22 protein-coding genes are annotated in these 20,610 nt (G+C 53.0%); 16 read left to right on the forward strand and 6 right to left on the reverse strand.

Annotation, left to right across the window (positions count from 1 at the left end; genetic code table 11):
* Positions 1-6 precede the first annotated feature (6 nt).
* Genes DFER_RS26775 through DFER_RS26825 form a run of 11 tightly spaced genes read left to right on the forward strand, consistent with a single transcriptional unit; the run spans position 7 to position 10,529 of the window.
* A complete protein-coding gene (locus tag DFER_RS26775; protein WP_015814802.1) occupies positions 7-1,851 on the forward strand; it encodes a magnesium chelatase subunit D family protein in 1,845 nt (614 codons plus the stop codon).
* Between the two features lie 33 nt (positions 1,852-1,884).
* Positions 1,885-3,333 carry a cobyric acid synthase gene (locus tag DFER_RS26780; RefSeq protein WP_229206125.1) on the forward strand — a complete coding sequence of 483 codons (1,449 nt, stop codon included), beginning with the start codon at positions 1,885-1,887 and terminating at the stop codon, positions 3,331-3,333.
* A 5-nt stretch (positions 3,334-3,338) separates the two neighbouring features.
* The gene (locus tag DFER_RS26785) at positions 3,339-4,361 is read left to right on the forward strand and encodes a pyridoxal phosphate-dependent aminotransferase (protein WP_015814804.1); all 1,023 of its coding nucleotides are present in this window, start codon (positions 3,339-3,341) and stop codon (positions 4,359-4,361) included.
* Positions 4,340-5,281, forward strand: a complete 942-nt coding sequence (gene cbiB, locus DFER_RS26790; protein ID WP_041735547.1) for an adenosylcobinamide-phosphate synthase CbiB — start codon at positions 4,340-4,342, stop codon at positions 5,279-5,281. Before DFER_RS26785 ends, cbiB begins: the two co-directional genes overlap by 22 nt.
* Positions 5,282-5,320: 39 nt before the next feature.
* Entirely contained in the window at positions 5,321-6,493 is a 1,173-nt protein-coding gene (locus DFER_RS26795) for an ABC transporter substrate-binding protein (RefSeq protein WP_015814806.1), read from the forward strand.
* 1 nt (position 6,494) lies between these two features.
* Positions 6,495-7,079 (forward strand): cob(I)yrinic acid a,c-diamide adenosyltransferase, encoded by a 585-nt coding sequence (locus DFER_RS26800; protein WP_015814807.1) that lies wholly within the window; start codon positions 6,495-6,497, stop codon positions 7,077-7,079.
* A complete protein-coding gene (locus DFER_RS26805) occupies positions 7,076-7,588 on the forward strand; it encodes a bifunctional adenosylcobinamide kinase/adenosylcobinamide-phosphate guanylyltransferase (RefSeq protein WP_015814808.1) in 513 nt (170 codons plus the stop codon). The genes DFER_RS26800 and DFER_RS26805 overlap by 4 nt, the downstream gene beginning before the upstream one ends.
* Before the next feature lie 2 nt (positions 7,589-7,590).
* The gene (gene cobT / locus DFER_RS26810; RefSeq protein ID WP_015814809.1) at positions 7,591-8,619 is read left to right on the forward strand and encodes a nicotinate-nucleotide--dimethylbenzimidazole phosphoribosyltransferase; all 1,029 of its coding nucleotides are present in this window, start codon (positions 7,591-7,593) and stop codon (positions 8,617-8,619) included.
* Between the two features lie 4 nt (positions 8,620-8,623).
* Entirely contained in the window at positions 8,624-9,409 is a 786-nt protein-coding gene (locus tag DFER_RS26815) for an adenosylcobinamide-GDP ribazoletransferase (protein WP_015814810.1), read from the forward strand.
* Complete coding sequence (gene cobC / locus DFER_RS26820; protein ID WP_015814811.1) at positions 9,394-9,927, forward strand: alpha-ribazole phosphatase family protein; 534 nt, start codon at positions 9,394-9,396, stop codon at positions 9,925-9,927. The genes DFER_RS26815 and cobC overlap by 16 nt, the downstream gene beginning before the upstream one ends.
* Before the next feature lie 38 nt (positions 9,928-9,965).
* The gene (locus tag DFER_RS26825) at positions 9,966-10,529 is read left to right on the forward strand and encodes a DUF1572 domain-containing protein (protein ID WP_015814812.1); all 564 of its coding nucleotides are present in this window, start codon (positions 9,966-9,968) and stop codon (positions 10,527-10,529) included.
* A 9-nt stretch (positions 10,530-10,538) separates the two neighbouring features.
* Here DFER_RS26825 and DFER_RS26830 read toward each other — a convergent pair whose 3' ends face one another.
* Together DFER_RS26830 and DFER_RS26835 are read right to left on the reverse strand one after the other, a co-directional pair.
* Positions 10,539-10,883, reverse strand: coding sequence for a hypothetical protein (locus tag DFER_RS26830; protein WP_015814813.1), 345 nt, complete (start codon positions 10,881-10,883; stop codon positions 10,539-10,541).
* A 23-nt stretch (positions 10,884-10,906) separates the two neighbouring features.
* The gene (locus DFER_RS26835) at positions 10,907-11,209 is read right to left on the reverse strand and encodes an RNA polymerase sigma factor (protein WP_015814814.1); all 303 of its coding nucleotides are present in this window, start codon (positions 11,207-11,209) and stop codon (positions 10,907-10,909) included.
* A 241-nt stretch (positions 11,210-11,450) separates the two neighbouring features.
* On the opposite strand from DFER_RS26835, the gene DFER_RS26840 reads away from it, so the two are divergent.
* Entirely contained in the window at positions 11,451-11,855 is a 405-nt protein-coding gene (locus DFER_RS26840; RefSeq protein WP_041736741.1) for a DoxX family protein, read from the forward strand.
* A 278-nt stretch (positions 11,856-12,133) separates the two neighbouring features.
* On the opposite strand, the gene DFER_RS26845 is transcribed toward DFER_RS26840, so the two are convergent.
* The 3 genes from DFER_RS26845 to DFER_RS26855 form a co-directional block, all read right to left on the reverse strand.
* Complete coding sequence (locus DFER_RS26845) at positions 12,134-14,641, reverse strand: phosphocholine-specific phospholipase C (RefSeq protein ID WP_015814817.1); 2,508 nt, start codon at positions 14,639-14,641, stop codon at positions 12,134-12,136.
* A gap of 99 nt (positions 14,642-14,740) precedes the next feature.
* A complete protein-coding gene (locus tag DFER_RS26850) occupies positions 14,741-15,709 on the reverse strand; it encodes a 3-keto-disaccharide hydrolase (RefSeq protein ID WP_015814818.1) in 969 nt (322 codons plus the stop codon).
* A 44-nt stretch (positions 15,710-15,753) separates the two neighbouring features.
* The gene (locus DFER_RS26855) at positions 15,754-16,866 is read right to left on the reverse strand and encodes a Fic family protein (RefSeq protein WP_015814819.1); all 1,113 of its coding nucleotides are present in this window, start codon (positions 16,864-16,866) and stop codon (positions 15,754-15,756) included.
* Between the two features lie 170 nt (positions 16,867-17,036).
* On the opposite strand from DFER_RS26855, the gene DFER_RS26860 reads away from it, so the two are divergent.
* From DFER_RS26860 to DFER_RS26870, 3 genes are all read left to right on the forward strand, one after another.
* The gene (locus DFER_RS26860) at positions 17,037-17,771 is read left to right on the forward strand and encodes a metallophosphoesterase family protein (protein ID WP_015814820.1); all 735 of its coding nucleotides are present in this window, start codon (positions 17,037-17,039) and stop codon (positions 17,769-17,771) included.
* Positions 17,772-17,909: 138 nt separating this feature from the next.
* Positions 17,910-18,749, forward strand: a complete 840-nt coding sequence (locus tag DFER_RS26865) for a helix-turn-helix domain-containing protein (protein WP_015814821.1) — start codon at positions 17,910-17,912, stop codon at positions 18,747-18,749.
* 28 nt (positions 18,750-18,777) lie between these two features.
* Entirely contained in the window at positions 18,778-19,386 is a 609-nt protein-coding gene (locus DFER_RS26870; RefSeq protein ID WP_015814822.1) for a c-type cytochrome, read from the forward strand.
* Between the two features lie 6 nt (positions 19,387-19,392).
* Here DFER_RS26870 and DFER_RS26875 read toward each other — a convergent pair whose 3' ends face one another.
* Positions 19,393-19,689, reverse strand: a complete 297-nt coding sequence (locus tag DFER_RS26875) for a hypothetical protein (RefSeq protein WP_015814823.1) — start codon at positions 19,687-19,689, stop codon at positions 19,393-19,395.
* Between the two features lie 182 nt (positions 19,690-19,871).
* On the opposite strand from DFER_RS26875, the gene DFER_RS26880 reads away from it, so the two are divergent.
* A complete protein-coding gene (locus tag DFER_RS26880; protein WP_015814824.1) occupies positions 19,872-20,546 on the forward strand; it encodes a T9SS type A sorting domain-containing protein in 675 nt (224 codons plus the stop codon).
* Positions 20,547-20,610: the final 64 nt, after the last annotated feature.

Raw genomic sequence — 20,610 nt, forward strand, 5'->3', positions numbered from 1 at the left:
AATTATATGGAGAAGAACTTGTACCCGTTTGCCGCGATCGTCGGGCAGGATGAACTGAAAAAGGCATTGCTGCTCTGCGCCGTCAATCCGGGCATTGGCGGGGTGCTGATCAAAGGCGAAAAAGGCACGGCTAAAAGTACTGTGGTGCGCGGACTGGCGGCGATAATGCCCCCGCAGCCTCTCAGCGGCGAACCGGTGCCGTTTGTGGACATGCCGCTGGGCGCTTCCGAAGACCGTGTGCTGGGAAGTCTGGATATTGAGGCTGTTCTTTCCAGCAAAACGCGCAAACTGCTCCCCGGGCTGCTCGCTAGTGCGCACGAGGGTATTTTATATATCGATGAAGTGAACCTCCTGGCCGATCACCTGGTGGATGTGCTGCTGGATGTGGCAGCTTCGGGCACGAATACCGTGCAGCGGGAGGGGCTGTCGGTGAGCCATCCAGCGAAGTTTGTGCTGATCGGTACGATGAACCCCGAGGAAGGCAATCTGCGACCGCAGTTTCTCGACCGGTTCGGATTGATGGTGGAAGTAGGCGCACCTGCCGACGTGCAGGCAAGGACGGAAGTGGTGCGAAGACGGATCGCTTTTGAGCGTAATCCGGAAGGTTTTGTTAATCAATGGATTGACAATCAAGAAATTATTAAAGCGCAGATTAGCAGGGCAATGCAGCTGCTGCCACTGGTGCAAATGCCGGACGGATTGCTGAAAATGATCAGCCAGCTCTGCATTGAATGGGGCGTGAGCAGTCTCCGGGCGGATATTGTGCTATACAAAACGGCCGTCACAATGGCAGCGCTGCACGGTCGGACGCTCGTCACACCGGACGACATCCGCGAGTCGGCCACGCTCGTGCTCACGCACCGGAAGGGCAAAAAAGCACTATCCCCCAATAGCCAGCAACCCAATGAACGCCCGGCGAGCGGCGACGAAAACCCACAAAATCAAAAAAGCCAGACACCCGAAGCACCTGATAAAACACAAAACGGGCAACAAGACGGTGAATGCGGTGAAGGAAATTGTGAAAGCGAGGGTAGCGAACGCATCGCGAATATTGATTTTGGAATGACCGTACCAGAATTGACGAAGAAGCCCGCTAGCGCCGCTCCGGATGTGGCAAACGGACGGGATGTACGCGCTCGTCAGACCGCAAAAGGTGCTGCGATCAGGGCGGTAAGGAGTGAAACAGCGAGCGATATCGCCATGACGGACACCATCCTGCACGCCCTTACACGCAACCCGGACGATCTCACAATCGGCAAAGCGGATTTGCACCAGAAAGTCCGTAGCGGAAAGGCAGGGCGGCTGATACTTTTCGTCGTGGATTCGTCGGGTTCGATGGCGGCGGGCAAACGCATGGAAGCCGTAAAAGGCAGCGTAATGAAGCTCCTGGAAGATGCTTATCAAAAGCGTAACATGGTGGCGGTGATTGCCTTCCGGGGTGTGGAAGCGACAGTTTTGCTCGAACCTACCCGCAGCACCGGCCTGGCTGAGCAGGCATTGGAGCAACTCCCGACCGGCGGCCGTACGCCCCTGCCGCATGCATTGGAAATGGCGGAGAAAATGCTCGCATCGTTTGCAGGACGCGATACGATGGAGCCCTTGCTGGTAATCCTGAGCGACGGCAAAGCCAATGTACCTCTGCCCGGCTCGGGTGGCGATGCATGGCGGCAGTCGCTGCAACTGGCTCAAAATCTGCATTGTGACGCACTCGTGCTTGACACCGAGAGCGGCTATGTACGCTACGGGAAAGCGCGGGAGCTGGCCACGGCGCTGGGCGCGGAGTACCGGTCGTTGCAGGAGCTTTCGGCTGATGAAATTACAGATACTATTGCAAAGCGGATCGTTATTTGATGTTCGATGAATGCTAAAAAATTACGTCCGATCATGTTTGTCGGCACGGGCTCGGATGTGGGCAAAAGCGTGATTGCGGCCGGTTTCTGCCGGATTTTCAGGCAGGACGGCTACCAGCCTGCGCCTTTCAAGGCCCAGAACATGTCGCTCAACAGCTTCGTCACGCCCGATGGCCTGGAACTGGGCCGCGCACAGGCGGTACAAGCCGAAGCAGCGCAGGTAGCGTGCGAATCGGATATGAACCCGGTGCTGCTGAAACCGACCAGCGACAAATCTTCGCAGGTGGTATTGAATGGAAAACCGGTGGGTAACCAAACGGCCTACGAATATTTCATGGGCAACGACCGCCGCGAGCTGTTTGCGGCCGTGAAGGATGCCTTCGACCGCCTTGCAGCCAAATATTCGCCGATCGTAATGGAGGGCGCGGGGAGTATTTCCGAACTCAACCTGAAACACCGGGATATTACTAATCTAAGAATGGCGGCCCACGCAGGCGCGGCTACCTACCTGATCGCCGATATCGACAAAGGCGGGGTGTTTGGCAGCGTGTATGGCACCATCGCATTGCTCACGCCCGAGGAGCGGGCGTGTATGAAGGGTATCATTATCAATAAATTCCGTGGCGACGGCCGGTTGTTTGAAGACGGCCGGCAAATGCTGGAAGAACTCACCGGTTTGCCGGTGGTCGGTGTTTTGCCGTATTTCCGGGATATCCATATTGAACAGGAAGATTCGGTGTCGTTGGAGCTCAAATACCGCTCTGCGGTGGAAGGAAAAGTGAATGTAGCTGTGATCCTGCTCAACCGGCTATCCAATTTTACAGATTTTGACCGGCTGGAAAAGGATATGCGCGTGAATTTGTATTATACCAATAACCCCTCCGAAATAGCAAAGGCGTCGATCGTGATCGTGCCGGGAAGTAAGAATACCATCGGGGATATGCTGGCGATTAAGAATAATGGCGTGGCGAAGGCCATTTGCGAGGCGCATAAGGCGGGAAATACCGTGATCGGGATTTGCGGCGGTTACCAAATGCTCGGCGAGCGGATCATGGACCCGCACCATGTGGAAAGTGAAATTGAAGAATTGCCAGGCCTCGGACTCCTGCCGGTGGAAACGATCCTGGAACGCGAAAAGACCACACTCCAAAGCACTTTCCGTTTCAGGCAGGCGGAGCAGGTGTGCACCGGCTATGAAATTCATATGGGCAGAACAACGGCATTCCAGCCCGGAGAGGCGGTTGTGACGATGATGGACGGGCGGCGGGACGGCTACTTCCGCGACGACCGTACCTGGGGCACCTACCTCCACGGCATCCTCGACAACGACGTGGTGATCGAGCAAATGCTCGCGCCCTACACGCAGGAAAAAGCAGTGACGTACGATTACGCACAATTTAAGGAACAACAGTACGATAAACTCGCTGCATTGCTCCGGGCGCACATCGATATGGATTTGATTTACAACAGCATAGCAGAATAAATATTATGTTACACGGGCATGGCGACGACGGTTATCGATACGGACGGGAGATTCTCGCGGATTTCAGTTCGAATGTCTGGTATGGCGGGGAGCCGAAGGGATTGAAGGAATATGTCTTCTCAAAATGGCAGGATATTAACCGGTATCCCGAAGTGCTTGCGGAAAGCCTGCGCGGGAAAATCGCCGCTCACCACGGGGTACCGGCCGGGCAGGTGTTGGTTTGCAGCGGAACCACCGAGAGCATTTACCTCATTGCCCAGCATTTCACGGCCAAGCGCACCACCATTGTGGTGCCTACTTTTTCGGAATACGAGGACGCCTGCCTCGCATTCGGGCACGAAATAGCGACGCTTTCGTGGCAGGATGCAATGGCGCTCCCGCGGTTAAAAACCGACCTTGTTTTCATTTGCAGTCCCAATAACCCCACCGGCCTCATTTTCAGTGACTTGGAATATTGGCTCAAACTGAACCCGCAGTGTTTGTTTGTGGTGGACGAAGCATTCATTGACTTTACGGACGGGGCAAGCTCGGCCGTGCAGCTCATGCGACGGTCCCGGAATCTGCTGGTTATGCGTTCGCTAACAAAGACTTACGCCATTCCAGGCCTGCGGCTGGGTTACCTCATTGCGCAGGATGATGTTGTGGACCAGCTTTTGAATATCAAACAGCCCTGGACCGTCGGGACGATTGCCATTATGGCAGGGCATTACATTTACGACAACTATCCGCAGGTGCAACCGCCGATTCCGCAGCTTTTAGAAAATAAAAGAACGTTCGTTCAAGAATTGCGAAAACTGGAATGCCTGGAAGTGCTGGATAGCGACACGCACTTCTTCCTCTGCCGGACACTGGTAAGGAATGCGGCGCAATTAAAGGACTTTTTAATTGAAAATCACGGCCTGCTCATCCGCGACGCGGGCAATTTCCGCGGCCTTACCCGGCAGCACTTCCGGCTCGCGACGCAACGGGCGGAAAATAATGCACTCATGATCAATGCATTGAAAGAATGGCAGACGCGCTACTATTAATCCTTCCGCTTATCATGGGTTATCTGCTGGATCTGTGGCTCGGCGATCCCGATTACTGGCCACACCCCGTCCGCGTGTTCGGGAATGCGATCGCGTGGGGGGAAAAGCGGCTGAACGGGGGGCGGTACCGGTTTTTGAAAGGTGCATTATTAAGCTGTTGTCTCGTCGCGCTGGTGTTTCTGGTGTTTTATGGGATAAATGTCTTTTTGCTGAATATCAAGGTTTTATATGTGTTGTTTAACGGCATGTTTGTTTACTACGGGCTGGCTAATCATTCACTTATCGCCGAAGGAAGGAAGGTTTTTGCGGTTCTTGAAAACGATGGTTTGGAGGCAGGCAGAAAGCAGGTTGGCAGGATCGTAGGGCGGGATACTTCGCGGCTGAGCCCGCAGCAAATCCGCATTGCAGCGCTCGAAACGATGTCCGAAAACCTGAGTGACGGCGTTGTCGCGCCGCTTTTTTACTATGCCCTGGCCGGTGTGCCGGGCATGATGGCCTACAAGATGATCAACACGATGGATTCGATGCTTGGTTATCGGAACGAGCGGTATGAGAGGTTCGGGAAATTTGCGGCCCGGCTGGATGATGTTGCCAACTTTATCCCGGCCAGGCTTACCGCTTTGCTCATGGCACTGGTGGCCGGCAGCGGGCGGGCCGTCAGTTTCCTGTTCGAATATGGCCCCCGGCACAAAAGCCCCAACGCCGGCTATCCTGAAGCCGCGCTTGCTGGCATTTTGAACTGCCGCTTCGGCGGCCCGAATGTGTATCACGGCAGGGTGGTGGAGAAGCCATTCATCGGAGAAGCGGACCGGGAGATACAGCACGGCGATGTCCGTACGGCGGCCAATGTGAATCATCGGACGTGCCTGACGATGGTGCTCATGATCACGCTAGGCAGTTTGATTTTTTATTTAACCTGAAAAACACAAACAGCTTTTTAAGGAAACGTTGATAATTAAATGATAATCAGATCAATACTCATACTTTTTTTGCTGCCCGCCTTGTTCGTCGGTTGCAGCACGTCCTCTTCGATCTACGAAAAGGGTGATGCGCATTACACGGGTCGTGACCTGTTTCCCGACAAAGTGCAGCTGGCGCACGCCAAAGGTTTTACCATCACCTATCGCGACCATTATAAGGTTGTGAAAATCATGAGCCCGTTCGAAAAGGCGACGGACACGCTCACCTACATTCTCGTGCAGCGCGGCACGCCGAGGCCGATCGGGTATAAGGATAGCCAGGTGATTGAAATTCCGGTGCGGAGCATGGTGGCGATGTCGTCACTGCATCTCGGACTGGTGGGGTTTCTCGGATGCGAGGAAATCGTGACCGGAATGGGCAACCTTAAATACGTCTCATCGGACAAAGTTCTTCGTCGCATTAATGCAGGGAAGATTGCGGAGGTGGGTAAGGATCAGGGACTTAATGAGGAGTTGCTTATCAGCATGCACCCCGATCTGGTGATGGCTACGGGCAGTCCGGTGTCGAAAGTAAACCGGTACGAATCGCTGTACCAGGCGGGGATACCGGTGATGGTGAATTCGGAATGGGTTGAAACGACGCCGCTGGGCCGGGCCGAATGGGTGAAATTAATGGCCGCACTGATCAACCGGGAAGGAGAAGTGAACAAAAAATTTGCGCGGGTGGAGAAGGAATATCAAAAGCTCGTGCAGCTCACGGCCAACGTTACCTCGCGCCCGAGCCTGATCACCGGCATGAACTCCAAAGATGCCTGGTATGTGCCGAACGGGGATAGCTATGTGTACCGGTTTTTCAGGGATGCAGGGGCTTCGTACCATTGGGCCAATACGAAAGCGACGGGCAGTTTGCCGCTGAGCTTCGAAACCGTTTACCCCGTGGCGCTGCAAGCCGACTACTGGCTGAATGTGAGCATTGGAAATGTGCAAACCAAAAAGGACGTCCTCGCGCGCGATGTGCGCTATGCCGATTTTAAGTCATTCAAAACCAACCGGATATATAGCTACAACAAGCGCATGAATGCGCAGGGCGCTAACGATTACTGGGAGTCGGGCGCGGTAAACCCGCACCTGGTGCTGGCCGATCTTATCCGGATTATTCACCCTGAGTTACTTCCGGATCATGAGTTAATTTATTATAAATCAATTAATTAAAATGAAAATATACACTAAAAAGGGCGATAAGGGCACTACCGGACTGTTTGGCGGGAGCCGGGTAAGCAAGGACGACGTCCGGATCGAATGCATCGGCACGCTCGACGAGGCCAATTCGACGATCGGTATGCTGCGCGTGAAGCTCGGTAACGGCCACGAGTGGCAGCCTAATCTGCATAAAATACAAAAAGACCTGATGGACATGATGTCGCACCTGGCGCGCCCGTCGGATGCCAAGAAGGAAAACAAAAACCCGATGCCCGTGGATGGCGCCGTTTTTTGTGAGGAGTGGATTGATGCGCTGGAAGCTGCTATGACTTCCCCTTCGGATTACTTCCTGCTGCCGGGCGGGAACGAGGTTTCGGCACTTTGCCACATGGCGCGCACGCAAATGCGCCGCGGTGAACGCAGGCTCGTGTCGCTCACCAAAACCGACGAAGTGCATGAGGCCATTCCGGCTTATATCAACCGGCTTTCGGACCTGTTTTTCACACTGGCCAGAGCTGAAATGGACAAGGCTGGGGTAGCGGAGGAAAAATGGCAGCTCTTCCTGTACAAGCGTTTCAAAAGCGCCGAGCCGTCATGATCATTTACGTGACAGGCGGCGTCCGCAGCGGCAAGAGCCGGTATGCGATGGATTTGGCATTGCAGCAAAGTGCCGATCCGGTGTATGTGGCCACATCGAGGATCTGGGACGAGGATTTTGCCGAACGCGTGAAACGCCACCGAGATGAGCGCGGACCTGAATGGACATCGCTCGAACGTGAAACGGACATTCATTTGCTCCCGCTGACGGGAAGAACGGCGGTGATCGACTGTGTGACATTGTGGCTGACCAACCTTTTTACGGCCTTCGAGTACGACGTCGAAAAGTCGCTTGCCGCATTCAAGGCGGAGATCGATGCGCTCACACGGATTGACGCCACTTTGATCATCATTTCCAATGAAATTGGCATGGGCGTACATGCCGAAACGGAGGCCGGCCGGAAGTTTACCGATTTGCAGGGCTGGGCCAACCAATATGTAGCCAATGCAGCCCGGGAAGCAGTTATGCTGGTTTCGGGGCTTCCCATCACTTTAAAATCTTCGAAATAACCATGCATACTGCCGTTGTGACCAGCCAGGAAATCCAGGCGAAAATTGATTTGAAAACCAAACCGCTGGGCGCATTGGGGCAACTTGAAAAGCTGGCTTTTCAGATTGCCTCAGTGCAAACCAGCCTGTCGCCGCAGCTGGTAAACCCGCACATTATTGTGTTTGCCGCCAGCCACGGCATTGCCTCGCAGGGCGTGAGCGCCTATCCATCGGAAGTGACGCCTCAAATGGTGCTCAATTTTATCGGAGGCGGGGCGGCGATCAATGTTTTTACCAGGCAGCATGGCATCAAGCTGCTGCTCGTGGACGCGGGTGTGGACTACGATTTTGAAAAAAACGACAAGCTCATCCACGCAAAGGTCGGTTTCGGTACGAAGAACTTCGCGGAAGCGCCCGCAATGACGGCCGCCGAATGCCGGAAATGCATGGAAAAAGGCGCCGAACTGGTACGGGACGTTCACGAAACTGGCGCCAACGTGATCGGTTTCGGTGAAATGGGTATTGGAAATACTTCTTCCGCTTCGGCGATCATGAGCCGGTTGCTGGACATCCCGATTGAGGAATGCGTCGGCAAAGGCACGGGGCTCAGCGATGCGCAGCTGGCACAAAAAATAGCCGTACTCGCCAGAGCAATGGATTTGCATTATAATGTGGGCGGTGATCCTGAGTCGGTGCTGGCTACTTTTGGCGGATTTGAAATCGCGATGATGTGCGGCGCGATGCAGGAGGCCGCGCGCCTGGGCATGCTGGTACTTGTGGATGGTTTCATTGCCTCCGTGAGCTATTTGTGTGCATTCAAAATGAACGCCGACATTCGGCGAAATGCCGTTTTCTGCCATCAGTCGGATGAAAAAGGCCACCGGTTACTGCTTCAAGCATTGGAAGCCGATGCGCTCCTTTCGCTGGATATGCGGCTGGGCGAGGGGACGGGCTGCGCGCTTGCTTATCCGCTCCTGCAAAGCGCCGTTGCCTTCCTGAACGAAATGGCGAGTTTTGAAAGCGCGGGTGTAAGTCAAAAAACGGAATATTAAGCCCATGGCATACCTACGCCAGCAATTCACGCTGTTTTTTACGGCATTACAATTTTATACCCGCCTGCCCGCACCGCGGTGGGTGCCGTACCGGCCTGAAAACCTCAGTCTCGCCACCGGCTATCTGCCGTTGATAGGGTGGATCGTCGGATTAGCGGCGGCTGCAACATGGTTTGTAGCGGATTATCTTGCAAACCCTTCGATAGCTGTTCTCTGCTCGATGATCATTTCCATTCTATTAACCGGCGCGTTTCATGAGGATGGTTTTGCCGATGTTTGTGACGGTTTCGGAGGCGGCTGGACGCGCGAAAAAATCCTCGAAATCATGAAGGATAGCCGCGTGGGCACGTACGCGTCGGTTGGGTTGGTGTTGATACTCGGGTTGAAATTCCTGCTTTTGCAATCGGTTGCCGGTTTGGAGAGCGGCATGGTGGGTGCTTTGGTGAGCGGGCATGCTTTGAGCAGGCTGATGCCTGTTTTCATCATTTATACTTTGCCCTATTCGCGAGATACCGATAGCAAGGCAAAGCCCGTGGCGGAAAAGCCGCCGTTTGCCGTGCTGGCCACGGCCACGTTTTTCGGCGTTCTGCCACTGTTGGCATTTGCATTTCATCTCGGTCAGCCGTTGCTTTTGGCGGCGATTGTCGTGCTGGGGCTGGTGACGGTACTGCTTGCGCGCTATTTCAGGAAATGGATCGGCGGATATACCGGCGATTGCCTGGGCGCCATTCAGCAGGTTTGCGAGGTAACATTCTATTTCTTTCTTGTCGTTTTATGGAAATTCTCCTGATCCGGCACACGACGCCCATTCTTGAACCCGGGCTTATTTACGGTCGCAAAGACCTTTTGCTGCACGGTGATTTTGTCACCGAGCTCGAAACCGTGCGTGCGCAGGTGGATCACGACCTGGATGTGCTTTATTCGAGTCCGGCGTTCCGATGTACGGAGCTTGCCGGGGCATTAAGAGCCGATTTTGTCATGGACGACCGTTTGCAGGAGCTCGATTTTGGTGAATGGGAAGGAAAAACGTGGGACACCGTGGATCAGCCGGCATTGCAAGCCTGGATGGACGACTATGTGAACGTGTGCACGCCCGGCGGCGAGAGCATGATGCAGATGTACGCACGCGTGAAGGCATTCTGGGAAGAGCTGGGGCGAGCGGAATTTGCCAAAGTGGGCATTGTTACCCACGCCGGCGTGATCAGGATGATCCTCTCTATCGTAAACGGAACTGCATTGGGAGAAATTTTTGACATAAAAGTGGCCTACGGGGCCGTGATCCGGGTTCGTTTAGTGGGAAGTAATTAGTAATTTGGAATGTAAAATCAATCTCAAATCATCACGCCATGAGCCAGGATTACATTGATAGCGTCAGAAAGCAGTTTGAATACTATAAAATGCTCGGCGAAAAGACGATCGCGCAGCTGGACGACGAGCAGCTTTTCTGGAAATACAATGAGGAAAGCAACAGCATTGCCAGCATCGTGAAGCATTTGTGGGGCAATATGCTCTCCCGCTGGACCGACTTCCTGACGTCCGACGGCGAAAAGGAATGGCGCAACCGCGATGCGGAGTTTGATAACGACATCAGCGACCGGATCGAGCTCCTCGCGAAATGGAACGAGGGTTGGGACTGCCTTTTCCACGCGCTCGATTCACTGAATGAATCCAATTGGAACACCATCGTTTATATCCGAAACCAGGGACATACCGTGATGGAGGCCATTAACCGGCAATTGGCGCATTATCCGTACCATGTGGGGCAGATCGTGTTTATCGGGAAAATGGCGCTGGATGACAAATGGTCGTCGCTGTCGATCCCGCGGGGGAACTCGCAAAGCTATAACAGCGAGAAATTTGCCCAACCGAAAGCCAGGACGCATTTTACCGACGAGTATCTCAAAAAGTAGGGGAGGTAATCAGGACGCGAACCAGTAAATGGCCCAGGCTGCGAGCAATGCCGCCAGCGCCGCGGCGATTTGAATAAAACTGCTTTTACGATAAAATGGCAGCGGAGGCGCTTCGGCCGTTTCTTCTGCGACCATGCTTTGGCGCAATCGCCCCAGCAGCCTGCTCGAAACGGCAGGTTCTATTTCCTCGCTTTTGGTGAAGATTTTACCGGCTTCCGAAGTCATCACTTCGTCGAAAACCCACTTGCCGGCAGGCGTTTGCAGGTGCCGGAGCAGTTCGTCCTGCTCGTGACCGTCGCATTGGTTCGAGATGTATTTGTAAACGAGATTCCGGATATGAATTTCTTTGTCCATCTATCTGGCCCGGCTTGGAGCGATCAAAGTTGCAGTACGGCCTGTTCTTTTCCCGCTCGCGTGAGCATGTGAAAGATGTGGCTTTTGCAGATTTTGAGCAGGTAGCATTTCAACGACGACTCGTTGTTCAGGCAATCGCGGTTTTCCCACAATTTCAGGAATACATCGTGAACGGCTTCTTCGGCATGTTCTTTGGACTTTAAAAACCGTAATGCGAAGCGGAACAGATAAGCGTGGTAGGTTTCATAAACCCTTGTGAATGAAGGTATGTCGCCATTGCGGATGCTTGCTGCAAGGATGTGATCCTGCACGATCGGTTCTTTCATATTTCAGTTTCTGCGGGCTACGTTCTGAATTTCAGTTATAAGCAAGTTACTAATAATTTCTACTTTTTGTAACCTAAAACGCAATAGAAACACATCCATTGTGTCGCCTCCCTGATATGATATTTGGCTGATGGCGCAAATGCCCCCTAACACTGCCGTATTTACACAGCGCTTGCCGCTCCGGCACCTGCTAGTTTTGTATCATTCAATCAAACAAAACTTATATAAACCGGAAGAAATCATGGAAGCTACATTTGTTACCCAGGACACAAAGCCCCGCACTGACAAAGTTGCCATTATCGGCAAGATAATCAGCATTTTATGCATTCTGTTCCTCCTCGTCGATGCCGTGATGAAGGTGATCGAGCACCCGCTTTCGATGGAAGGATCGGTGGCGCTGGGCTGGCCCGCGGATCAGGTGCAGAGCATCGGGATCGCACTGCTGGTATCTACGATCCTTTACATTATTCCCCGCACAGCCATTCTGGGGGCGATTTTGATCACCGGTTACCTTGGCGGCGCCATTGCGGTGATGGTAATGGCAAAGCAATCGCTGTCCTTCGCGGCAACGTTGGGTGTGCTCGTGTGGGCGGGTATGTACCTGCGCGACGCGCAATTGCGGGCGATGATTCCGTTCAGGAAATAGGGGTCAGGTTACATTTCATCGACAATATTTAAGGCCGGGGCGATTCCCGGCCTTATTGTTGTTACATGCCTATGGCATTTTGCGAAACACATTCTGCATAATTTCTACCAATACTACATCGCCAACGCGATTTAACACATTACTCATGAGAGTAGTACTCCCTGGGCAGTGTCCGATGCGGCGGTCGTCCGCAGTCCTAAGTGCCTTAGGCACGTAACCTGGGTATCAAACCAATTTTCGAACGATTTCAAAATGCCGTAGGCATGTAACAACATCCGCTATACAACGCCACCCATCAGCGGATCGGTTTTCGTGACGGCACCGGTTTCCACATGCCCGGCGAATCGCTCTTCATAACCTTCATAACCTTTTGCCTTCACACTGAAATCGTACCATTGGAATGATTTGCCCAGGTCCAGCACAAGCGAAGCCTTCCCGCCAACGGCGAATTTCTTGTTTTTAACGCCGGTTTTATAACTATTATCGCCTATTACCACGTCGTGAGTCCTGAAATCGAGGTTTTCGATCGTTACCACCACATTGCCGGTTGGCTTGGAGGATTTTACCTCGTATTCACAGCTGACTTTCAGTTTCGGGTTCGCATGATCGCCCATGAACTCGCGGTAGAAGCCATTGGGCCCGTACACGCGGAGGTGATAGGCATTGTTTTCAAAATCAGCCAGTTGCCATGCGTCGGTGAGCTGGTCGCCTGCGGCAACGCTGTAATCCCAGGAGCGCAGCTTTTCGTTGCGGTAAGGCTTCATCGCATACACGCGAAAGGGGATACCGCTCGATTTTGTGCCAAAAACCTGATTTCCAGCCTTAAACGTCAGCTCAAATGTGCCTGCCGTTCTGCCAGGCTGCGCATTCACAAACGGCTCGTAAGGCAATGCGCAAGCCGGGCGCACGCCTTTTTCCTGCGTCGGGAACAATGCCGATTTCCGCGGATCTTTATTCAGCTCCGCGAGTTCGGCCGCGCCAAGCTTCCTGAAATTCTCCGGGGCCTGCTTGAATTGCGCCTGGTGAATGCTTTCGATAAATGGCTTTTGCTGCAAGAAAACCGGCTTTTCGATCTTCTCGCCATTGTAGGGCCGGAAAACAGACGTAAGGTCGCCGCAGATCGTGCGACGCCATTGGGTGATGTTTTCTTCCTGGATTTTCTTGTTGAACTTCTTTTGAAGGAAGTTTTCCAGGAACTGCAATGAGGACGTGTGGTCAAATACTTCTGAATTTACATAACCGCCTCTCGACCAGGGGGATGCGATGATCATCGGCACGCGGTAACCCAGGCCGATGGAGCCTTCGCGGATACTGGCCAGGTTGGCCGACGGGTTGGTCTGCTGATCGGCCAATGCGAAATCCATTTTGGGATCAATGCCCGCAGAGACTTTTCCGGTGTTTTCTTTGTAGGGATTTGGAACCGTAAATGGCGGTAAATGGTCGAAATAGCCGTCATTTTCGTCGTAGGTCACGATGAAAATCGTTTTTTTCCAAACATCCGGGTTTTGAAGCAAAATCTCCATCGCCTCGCTCACATACCACGGCCCGAACCACGGCTCGCCGGGATGGTCCGAAAAGCGCGCAGGCGACATCAGCCACGAAACCGTGGGCAGCGTCCCATTTTTGACATCCTCACGGAACTGGTGAAAAATATCGCCTTTCGGTACATTCAGCGTCCGTCCGGTGCCGTTGTCGGAATACTCCATTGAGGTCAGCTCGTGGAAATGCGGGTCGTTGCTATTTGTAGTGAATGCCTTGTCGTTCAGTTTTTTATCCTTGTCCGAAAGGCTGGCCAGCGTTTCCTTATTGAACTTCGTTTGTGCGGTTTCAATGTTTTTCAGGAGCCTTTTCGCCGCGGCAAGCCGGGTCGCGGCGCGCGGGTCGGCAGCTGCTTCTTTTTCAAGATCGGCGATCGTCTGCACGACCGTTTGCCGCTTGTTTTCAAGATTCACGAACCCGCCTTCATGGAAACGCACGTTGTAGGCTTTGAAATACTCCAGAACATTCGTGCCGAAGTTGCTCAGCCACTGACTTTCCTCGCCTTTGAGGCCGTAACCCATCGTAAGCTCGTTCTGGTAAACCTTCCAGCTGACGCCGTTTTCTTCAAGGCGTTCGGGATATGTTTTCCAGGTTAGTTCGGGGTATTCGTAATTACTGATGTTCCACAAATGCGCTATGCCGGACGGTTCGTTTTTGTCGCGTACCGTGCCGGTCATCCAGTAGTAGCGGTTGGGGTGCGTACCCGTGATGCTCGAACAGAAATTGTGGTCGCAAACGGTAAATGCGTCGGCAAGTGAATAATAGAACGGGAAATCGGTGCGGTCGCAATAACCCATTGTGAGCGGAATGTGCGCGTATTGCTTGTTGCGCGGCGCTTTCACGTCGAGCCAGCGGTCGTATTTTCCGTCGTTCATGGCGTCGGTCTGGTCGGTCCATCCGTGCGGAATGGAGCCCATCCAGGCCACTTTGGTATCTTTTACGTCCAGGCGGAACGGGCCATACGTGTCGCCGGCCTTGTTGGTCTGAAACCAAACCTTGTTTTGATCGGCGAGGTCGATGGCGCGCGGGTCGTTGAAGCCGCGGACGCCCTGCAGCATGCCCAACTGGTGATCGAACGAGCGGTTTTCCTGCATGAGGAACACAATATGCTCGGCGTCGTAGAACGTGCTGCCGGGCGCCGGGTCAATGGCCAGGGCCTTTTGTATAACGGGCGGGAGTGAATTAGCCATCGCGCCCGTGCCGGCGAGCAGGGCGGCTTTTCTGAGAAAATCTCTTCTGGAATCCATTACTATCAGTGAGTTTAGGACGTCAAAATTACCCCCGGCGCCAATACCCCGTGTTACCCGAAGATTATCATTTGAACGTGGCTTTTGAGCAGCAGCCGGTTATTTGGCTGGCGTGATCACGATGTTGCGGTATTCTACCGGGCCGTGGTCGCCCTGGATGTACAGCGGGCCGGGCTCGCCTTCGTTGCTATCCAGCGCGCCGCCGGTAATTCCGGGGATTTCCTGGTTGCTGATCACCGTTTTGCCGTTCGCAACAAGCGTAAGCATGCGGCCTACCAATGTGATATCGAACGTGTTCCATTCGCCGGCGTCTTTGGCGACCATTTCGCTTGGGGTGATAAAACCGTAAACGGCGCCCATTTGATCGAGCGAGGGCTCCATGCCTTTGCCATCGGTGATCTGCACTTCGTAGCGGCCGCGCAGGTACACGCCGCTGTTGCTGCCTTTGGGAATGCGGAACTCGATATGCAGCTTGAAATCACCGAATTTCTGGTCGGTAACCAGGTTAGCACCGGATTTGGGGCTGCGCAGAATGCCGTTTTCGGCTACCCACTGGTTTTCGCCGGTGGCATGCCAGCCTTTGATCTCGTTACCGCCTGTGAGTTTGATGGGCGCTCCCCATGCAGGCGTGGGTTTGCCGCGTAGCGAAGGCGCACGCACGCCTTTGTAGCTGTAAGACTTGCCGTCCGGCGTGACCAGCGTGCCCGTAATGGCATCGCCCGACACGGTCCCTTCCACTTTCAGGTCGCTCTCCCCATGTTCCCATTGCGGCGGGATCGCGAAATCGAACTTTCCATCCTTGAAATGCACCACGGAAATAGGCCGGGCGCTGCCGGAAAAACCGGTAAACTGCCCCACGAGTGTTTTGGTGCCCGAGTGGCGCACTTCCAGCCAGGATGGCAGCACTTTGCCATTTGCATCTACGGAAATGTCCCATCGTCCTTCGATCGGCGAGGCGAGAGGAGCATTGTCGGCTTGGGTCGGAAAGGCGGCCATCAGCAGCGCAGCCGCCGAAAGCACGAAGCGCCGGGTAGTCCGGTACAGGTTGGTTTGGAATACTTTCTTCATAAATTTTTAAGGTATTAAAGGTTAGGGAAAGTTAGAGATAAAAATCAATTTTCAGGAATGCGCAGCTGATAACTCGTGCTGCGCCCGCCGCCGGAAGGGGCCAGGCACTGGATTTCGGCCAAATGCTGCAAATCCCGCGTGGCGGTGGCTTTGGAAGTTTTAGCGATCGACATGTATTTCTTCGCCGTCATGCCGCCTTCGAACCCGTCCGGACCGGTTTCGAGCATTTTCTGGATGACTTTCGTTTCGCGCTCGTTGAGCAGGCTTTTAAACTGGTCGAAAAACCGCGTTTTCTTCAATGTGAAATCCAGCATAATCCGCGTCTGGATCTGCGCGTCGATGATCGTTTGCACGAAATAGGCGATCCAGGCGGTGATGTAGATGTTTTTCTGAGCCGTTTCCAGTGAATGGTAATACTTTTTCCGCTCCGCTTCGATCGTCCGCGACAGGCTGAGCATCACGGGCCGGCCGAGTGTTTGTGACAATGCCTTTTCCGCGATTACCCGTCCAATCCGCCCATTGCCATCCTCGAAAGGGTGGATGGTTTCAAAATACAAGTGCGCAATAGCCGAACGCACAGGCGCTTTGGTCATTTCTCTCGATCCTCCCGGCGCCGTTGCATTAAACCACTCGATAAATTGTGCCATTTCCGCAGGTACGCGCTCGGAAGGCGGGGCTTCGAAATGGACTTTCTCCTTGCCGATCGAACCTGAAACGACCTGCATGGGAGCCATGCCTTTCCGCCAGGCGCCGGTGTCGATGGTTTTGCTGTCTTTGAGTAATGTCTGGTGCCAGTCAAAAAGCATTGCTTCCGTAAGCGGTGCCGCATAGGAATTCCGGGCGGTTACGATCAGTTCCGCTGCTCCCTGCGCCTTCCGGTCTTTAACAGGCTCAGGTTTGCCCGCCATGCCGAGATTGTTGCGGATGGAAGAAACTACATCTTCCCGGCTCAGAAATTCCCCTTCGATCTCCGACGTTTTGATCGCCTCGGCAACGAGCGTGTTAATCAGCGTTTCTACCTGCAATGCGTTGGTTGTGCCCTTCAAAATGCCGCTGATATGCCCCGTTTCTTCGGCGAAAACGAATAAAATATCGTCCATGTCGGCAAGATTATACCGGAACTCAGGCCATTCGGAATGTTGCCAGATATAATTCATGAGCCGAATGTTATAGTTATTCGGCTCAAATATAGTGAAAATTTGAGCCGAATAAACTGCTTATTCGGCTCAAAATGATCAGCTGCGAGCATTGGCACAGTCCAAATTCACTGATTGGATCAGTTATTGCTGCGGTTTTGTGTTTTAATTGGAAGGAAAAAAAGAACGCTATGAAACGGATTGCGCAGATAACGGATATTCATTTAATGGAAGAATGGTCGGCACAAAACGGGGCCGATACCGACACGAACCTGAAACTGATCTTACAGGACGTCGGCGCAAGGGGAATCAGGGACATCATTTTTACCGGCGACATTGGGAATCCGGCGTCCTACCAGCGCTTTTTTGCATTGATGAAAGACTTCGATTTTACGATCATTCCCGGTAATCACGACAAGTTTGCGGACATCCGGCCGCATTACCAGCCGGCATACCTGGAAGGAAAAAGTGAAATGTTCCATGCAGTGGAGGAGACGCATTTCAAATACATTTTCCTCGACTCATCGTCAGATTCGGTGAGTGAAATGCAACTTCGGTGGCTTGAAAACGAGCTTGTTACCACCCGACACGTGTTGCTTTTTATCCATCACCCCGTGTTGCAGGTCCTCACCGCTGTCGACTTCAAATACCCGTTGCTGAACCGCGCTGCCGTAAAGGAACTACTCGTGCGCAGCGACCGCGAGATCACCATTTTCAGCGGACACTACCACACCGACGATTTTACCAAAGAAGAGAACCTCACACAATACGTAACCCCGGCCGCATCCGTCCAAATGGAAAAGAACCCGCTGGAAATTGTCGTGCACAGCCGTTATTACGGCTACCGCATCATCGAGCTAGAAGAAAGATCCGTAAGCACGCATGTGGTTTTGAATCATGGTAAAGGGTTTGATGCGGTTGATTGAAACCGCTTACTAATTGTTTTGCCTAACAATGCGTTGATTTTTAAGTAATTCGCTGGCGCATGTCGCTTTTTTACAATACAGGCGTTCAGAATTGCCCTAGTTTTGCAGCGTTATTACAAAAAGCCCTTTTCAGGAACGATGAGCTCAGGTTATCAGGAATTTCAACCATCTGCCGAATTATTGCCATATGTCGAATGCTACTGGTTGCACCGCTTTGAAACACAAGGCGAACGCGAGTCGCCGGTGCAGCGCTGTATGCCGTTCGGGACGCTGGAACTGATCCTGCACCTGGATGATAACCGATGCGATGCGCTGTTCGACGGGCAATGGGAGAAGTTGCCGCCCGCATTTTTGGTGGGGTTGTACCGCGATGCCGTGCAGTGGAAAACCGTAGGCTCGTGCCGGAAGTTTGGGATACGGCTCCGGCCGGAAAGCGCCCTCGAACTGTTCAAAATACCGATAGCGCCGTTGTTTAACCAGTTTACCGACCTCGAAAGCTGCTTTGGAAAGAGCATTAACCGCCTTGTCGATAACGTATATGGGTTACGGGAGATGCGGGATGTGGTGCGGGTGGTGGAGAACTTCCTGCGGGGACTTTTGAAAAATACACAGTCGGGGCAGCGCCATATTTCCGAAGCCACGCGGCTGATCCGCCAGTCGAAAGGGAGGCTGTCAATCGACGCACTAAGCGAGAATTTGTTCATCAGCAAGCGCCAGCTTGAAAGGATTTTCAAAGACCATTACGGCACCACACCCAAAATGTACCAGCGCATTATCCGGTTCAGGAATGCTTACGAAGCTTTTTCGGGAATGTCGTCGGCGCCCAACTGGGCCGATATTTCCTATAAATTCGGCTATTCCGATCAGGCGCATTTCATCCGCGATTTCAAGGATTTTACAAGCGAAGTGCCTACTTATATATTTCAGGATCAATACCAGTATTTCAGGTTACCCGACAAGCAGGTGAGGTTCGCCTGACGAGACTTTAACTTTTAAATCTATCACCATGAAAATCGTTTACCTGGCCGCTTCTGTGGCCGTTTGGTCGGTTTGTGCCTTTACGAAGGCCCTCGAAACACCTAAGCGGGCTGTCCAAAAGCTGTCCGAATCCGCGCATGCCAATGCCGTAGTAGTCTCCAAAGAAGATGTGGTAAAGCGGGGCGAGTACCTCGTGACCATCATGGGTTGCGCCGATTGTCATGCACCCAAAAAGATGACGCCACAAGGGCCTGCGCCGGATATGGACCGGTTCCTGTCGGGGCACAATAGCAGCCAGCCGCTGGGGACTTTTGATAAAAGTATCCTCAAAACGGGCGAATGGGTCGTTTTTAACGGTCAAAGCACTGCATTTGCCGGTCCGTGGGGCATGTCGTTTGCAGCCAACCTCACGCCCGATGAGACGGGCATCGGCACGTGGACGTTCGAGCAGTTCAATACTGCCATGCGCAGAGGCAAATTCAAAGGCCTCGAAACCAGCCGCCCGCTTATGCCGCCTATGCCGTGGTTCAACTATGTGAATATGGCCGAAGAAGACATGCGTGCCATTTTCGCCTACCTGAAATCCATTAAACCGGTATCGAACGTAGTGCCGGCCTACATTCCGCCGGCACCGTGACCGGGCTTACGGCTGCCTGACAGTCATTACTTTCAAAATCGATTCCTCTTTCAGGTAGAGGTTTTGTTCGCGGGTCTGGTCGGCCATGTAGGCTGCCAGATCCGCTTCCGATTCAAAACTCACCAAATGCACTTCATAAGGCGCCTCCAGATCGCCTTCGATCAACTGCTCCGGGCCTGTTCGCAGCCTCAGGAGCAGTTTTCCGTTGTATTGGGGTATCAGCGGCAGCACCAGCGACTCGAATTGCTGGAAAATCTCCTCCTTACCCGGCTTCACGTATACGAATTGTGTGATCGTTACCATAGCTATTTCTTTTTGTTACCCAATCTCGAAAAGAATTTACATATGCTGCAACTTTCACATTCCCAACTCCCTCTTTGAAACAAATTGATGGCCATCAATAAATGGAATGTGTAAATGGGAAATGCCTCCCATTGAGCAGGATTTGTGTGTTTGTTCAAAAAATATTCCACCCCTTGATAGCCATGAAAACAAAGAAAATTCACCTTGCCCTTTTATTGGCGCCGACCCTCTGGCTGGCCAGTTTCATTCCCGCAACGGCGCAGGCTGCCACCTCCGAGGCTTATGTAGAATCCGATAAAGGTTACTGGCAGGTCCACACCGACCCGAATTCGCGCAATACCGTGGTGCAGTTTTTCGACGGCGGCAATCATTTGCTCTACCAGGAGTCGATGGCCCGCAAGTATGTGAAGCTTTCCAAACGAAATGTGCGGCTTTTCAACGACCTGCTTGCCAAACTGATGGCGCGCGAGCTGCTATCCGAAAAAATTAAGACGTACGACATCATCGCCGACAGCCGGACGGACTACCGCAGCATGTCGGAGCCGGAATCGTCGTTGCCGGCGTCGGATGTGAACGTGAAAACGGCGATGACCAATGTGTATGTGGTGCAGCAGGGAAAAATGAAAGTGATCCTCAAGAATCCCGCCCAGGAAAGCTATGACATTCGCATTATCGACAGCGAAATGCGCACAATTTATCATGAAACCGTCAACGAGCTCACTTACGGGCGCTGGTTCGATGTTTCGAAACTCGGCGAGGGCGCTTACAGCGTGCATATCAGCAGCCCGCGGAAAAAATTGAACTACAAGCTGCTGGTCGACCATTACCTCGGTTACCGGCTGGCGGATTTGAAATGAAGTTTTAGTCAGGTTTGTTAATCCCTAAATAGCCCGCGATTTTCGGGGGCTATTTTTTATTTGT

The sequence above is a fragment of the Dyadobacter fermentans DSM 18053 genome, from assembly GCF_000023125.1.
Taxonomy (GTDB): domain Bacteria; phylum Bacteroidota; class Bacteroidia; order Cytophagales; family Spirosomataceae; genus Dyadobacter; species Dyadobacter fermentans.

Excerpts from the sequence above, each read along its gene's own strand:
- DFER_RS26775 (WP_015814802.1), top strand. The coding sequence starts at position 7 with ATGGAGAAGAACTTGTACCCGTTTGCCGCGATCGTCGGGCAGGATGAA.
- DFER_RS26830 (WP_015814813.1), bottom strand. The coding sequence starts at position 10,883 with ATGGACAAAGAAATTCATATCCGGAATCTCGTTTACAAATACATCTCG.
- DFER_RS26875 (WP_015814823.1), bottom strand. The coding sequence starts at position 19,689 with ATGGTAACGATCACACAATTCGTATACGTGAAGCCGGGTAAGGAGGAG.
- cbiB (WP_041735547.1), top strand. The coding sequence starts at position 4,340 with ATGGCAGACGCGCTACTATTAATCCTTCCGCTTATCATGGGTTATCTG.
- DFER_RS26815 (WP_015814810.1), top strand. The coding sequence starts at position 8,624 with ATGGCATACCTACGCCAGCAATTCACGCTGTTTTTTACGGCATTACAA.
- DFER_RS26860 (WP_015814820.1), top strand. The coding sequence starts at position 17,037 with ATGAAACGGATTGCGCAGATAACGGATATTCATTTAATGGAAGAATGG.
- DFER_RS26780 (WP_229206125.1), top strand. The coding sequence starts at position 1,885 with ATGTTTGTCGGCACGGGCTCGGATGTGGGCAAAAGCGTGATTGCGGCC.
- DFER_RS26850 (WP_015814818.1), bottom strand. The coding sequence starts at position 15,709 with ATGAAGAAAGTATTCCAAACCAACCTGTACCGGACTACCCGGCGCTTC.
- cobT (WP_015814809.1), top strand. The coding sequence starts at position 7,591 with ATGCATACTGCCGTTGTGACCAGCCAGGAAATCCAGGCGAAAATTGAT.
- DFER_RS26795 (WP_015814806.1), top strand. The coding sequence starts at position 5,321 with ATGATAATCAGATCAATACTCATACTTTTTTTGCTGCCCGCCTTGTTC.
- DFER_RS26880 (WP_015814824.1), top strand. The coding sequence starts at position 19,872 with ATGAAAACAAAGAAAATTCACCTTGCCCTTTTATTGGCGCCGACCCTC.
- DFER_RS26805 (WP_015814808.1), top strand. The coding sequence starts at position 7,076 with ATGATCATTTACGTGACAGGCGGCGTCCGCAGCGGCAAGAGCCGGTAT.
- cobC (WP_015814811.1), top strand. The coding sequence starts at position 9,394 with ATGGAAATTCTCCTGATCCGGCACACGACGCCCATTCTTGAACCCGGG.
- DFER_RS26845 (WP_015814817.1), bottom strand. The coding sequence starts at position 14,641 with ATGGATTCCAGAAGAGATTTTCTCAGAAAAGCCGCCCTGCTCGCCGGC.
- DFER_RS26865 (WP_015814821.1), top strand. The coding sequence starts at position 17,910 with ATGAGCTCAGGTTATCAGGAATTTCAACCATCTGCCGAATTATTGCCA.
- DFER_RS26825 (WP_015814812.1), top strand. The coding sequence starts at position 9,966 with ATGAGCCAGGATTACATTGATAGCGTCAGAAAGCAGTTTGAATACTAT.
- DFER_RS26870 (WP_015814822.1), top strand. The coding sequence starts at position 18,778 with ATGAAAATCGTTTACCTGGCCGCTTCTGTGGCCGTTTGGTCGGTTTGT.
- DFER_RS26835 (WP_015814814.1), bottom strand. The coding sequence starts at position 11,209 with ATGAAAGAACCGATCGTGCAGGATCACATCCTTGCAGCAAGCATCCGC.
- DFER_RS26785 (WP_015814804.1), top strand. The coding sequence starts at position 3,339 with ATGTTACACGGGCATGGCGACGACGGTTATCGATACGGACGGGAGATT.
- DFER_RS26840 (WP_041736741.1), top strand. The coding sequence starts at position 11,451 with ATGGAAGCTACATTTGTTACCCAGGACACAAAGCCCCGCACTGACAAA.
- DFER_RS26800 (WP_015814807.1), top strand. The coding sequence starts at position 6,495 with ATGAAAATATACACTAAAAAGGGCGATAAGGGCACTACCGGACTGTTT.
- DFER_RS26855 (WP_015814819.1), bottom strand. The coding sequence starts at position 16,866 with ATGAATTATATCTGGCAACATTCCGAATGGCCTGAGTTCCGGTATAAT.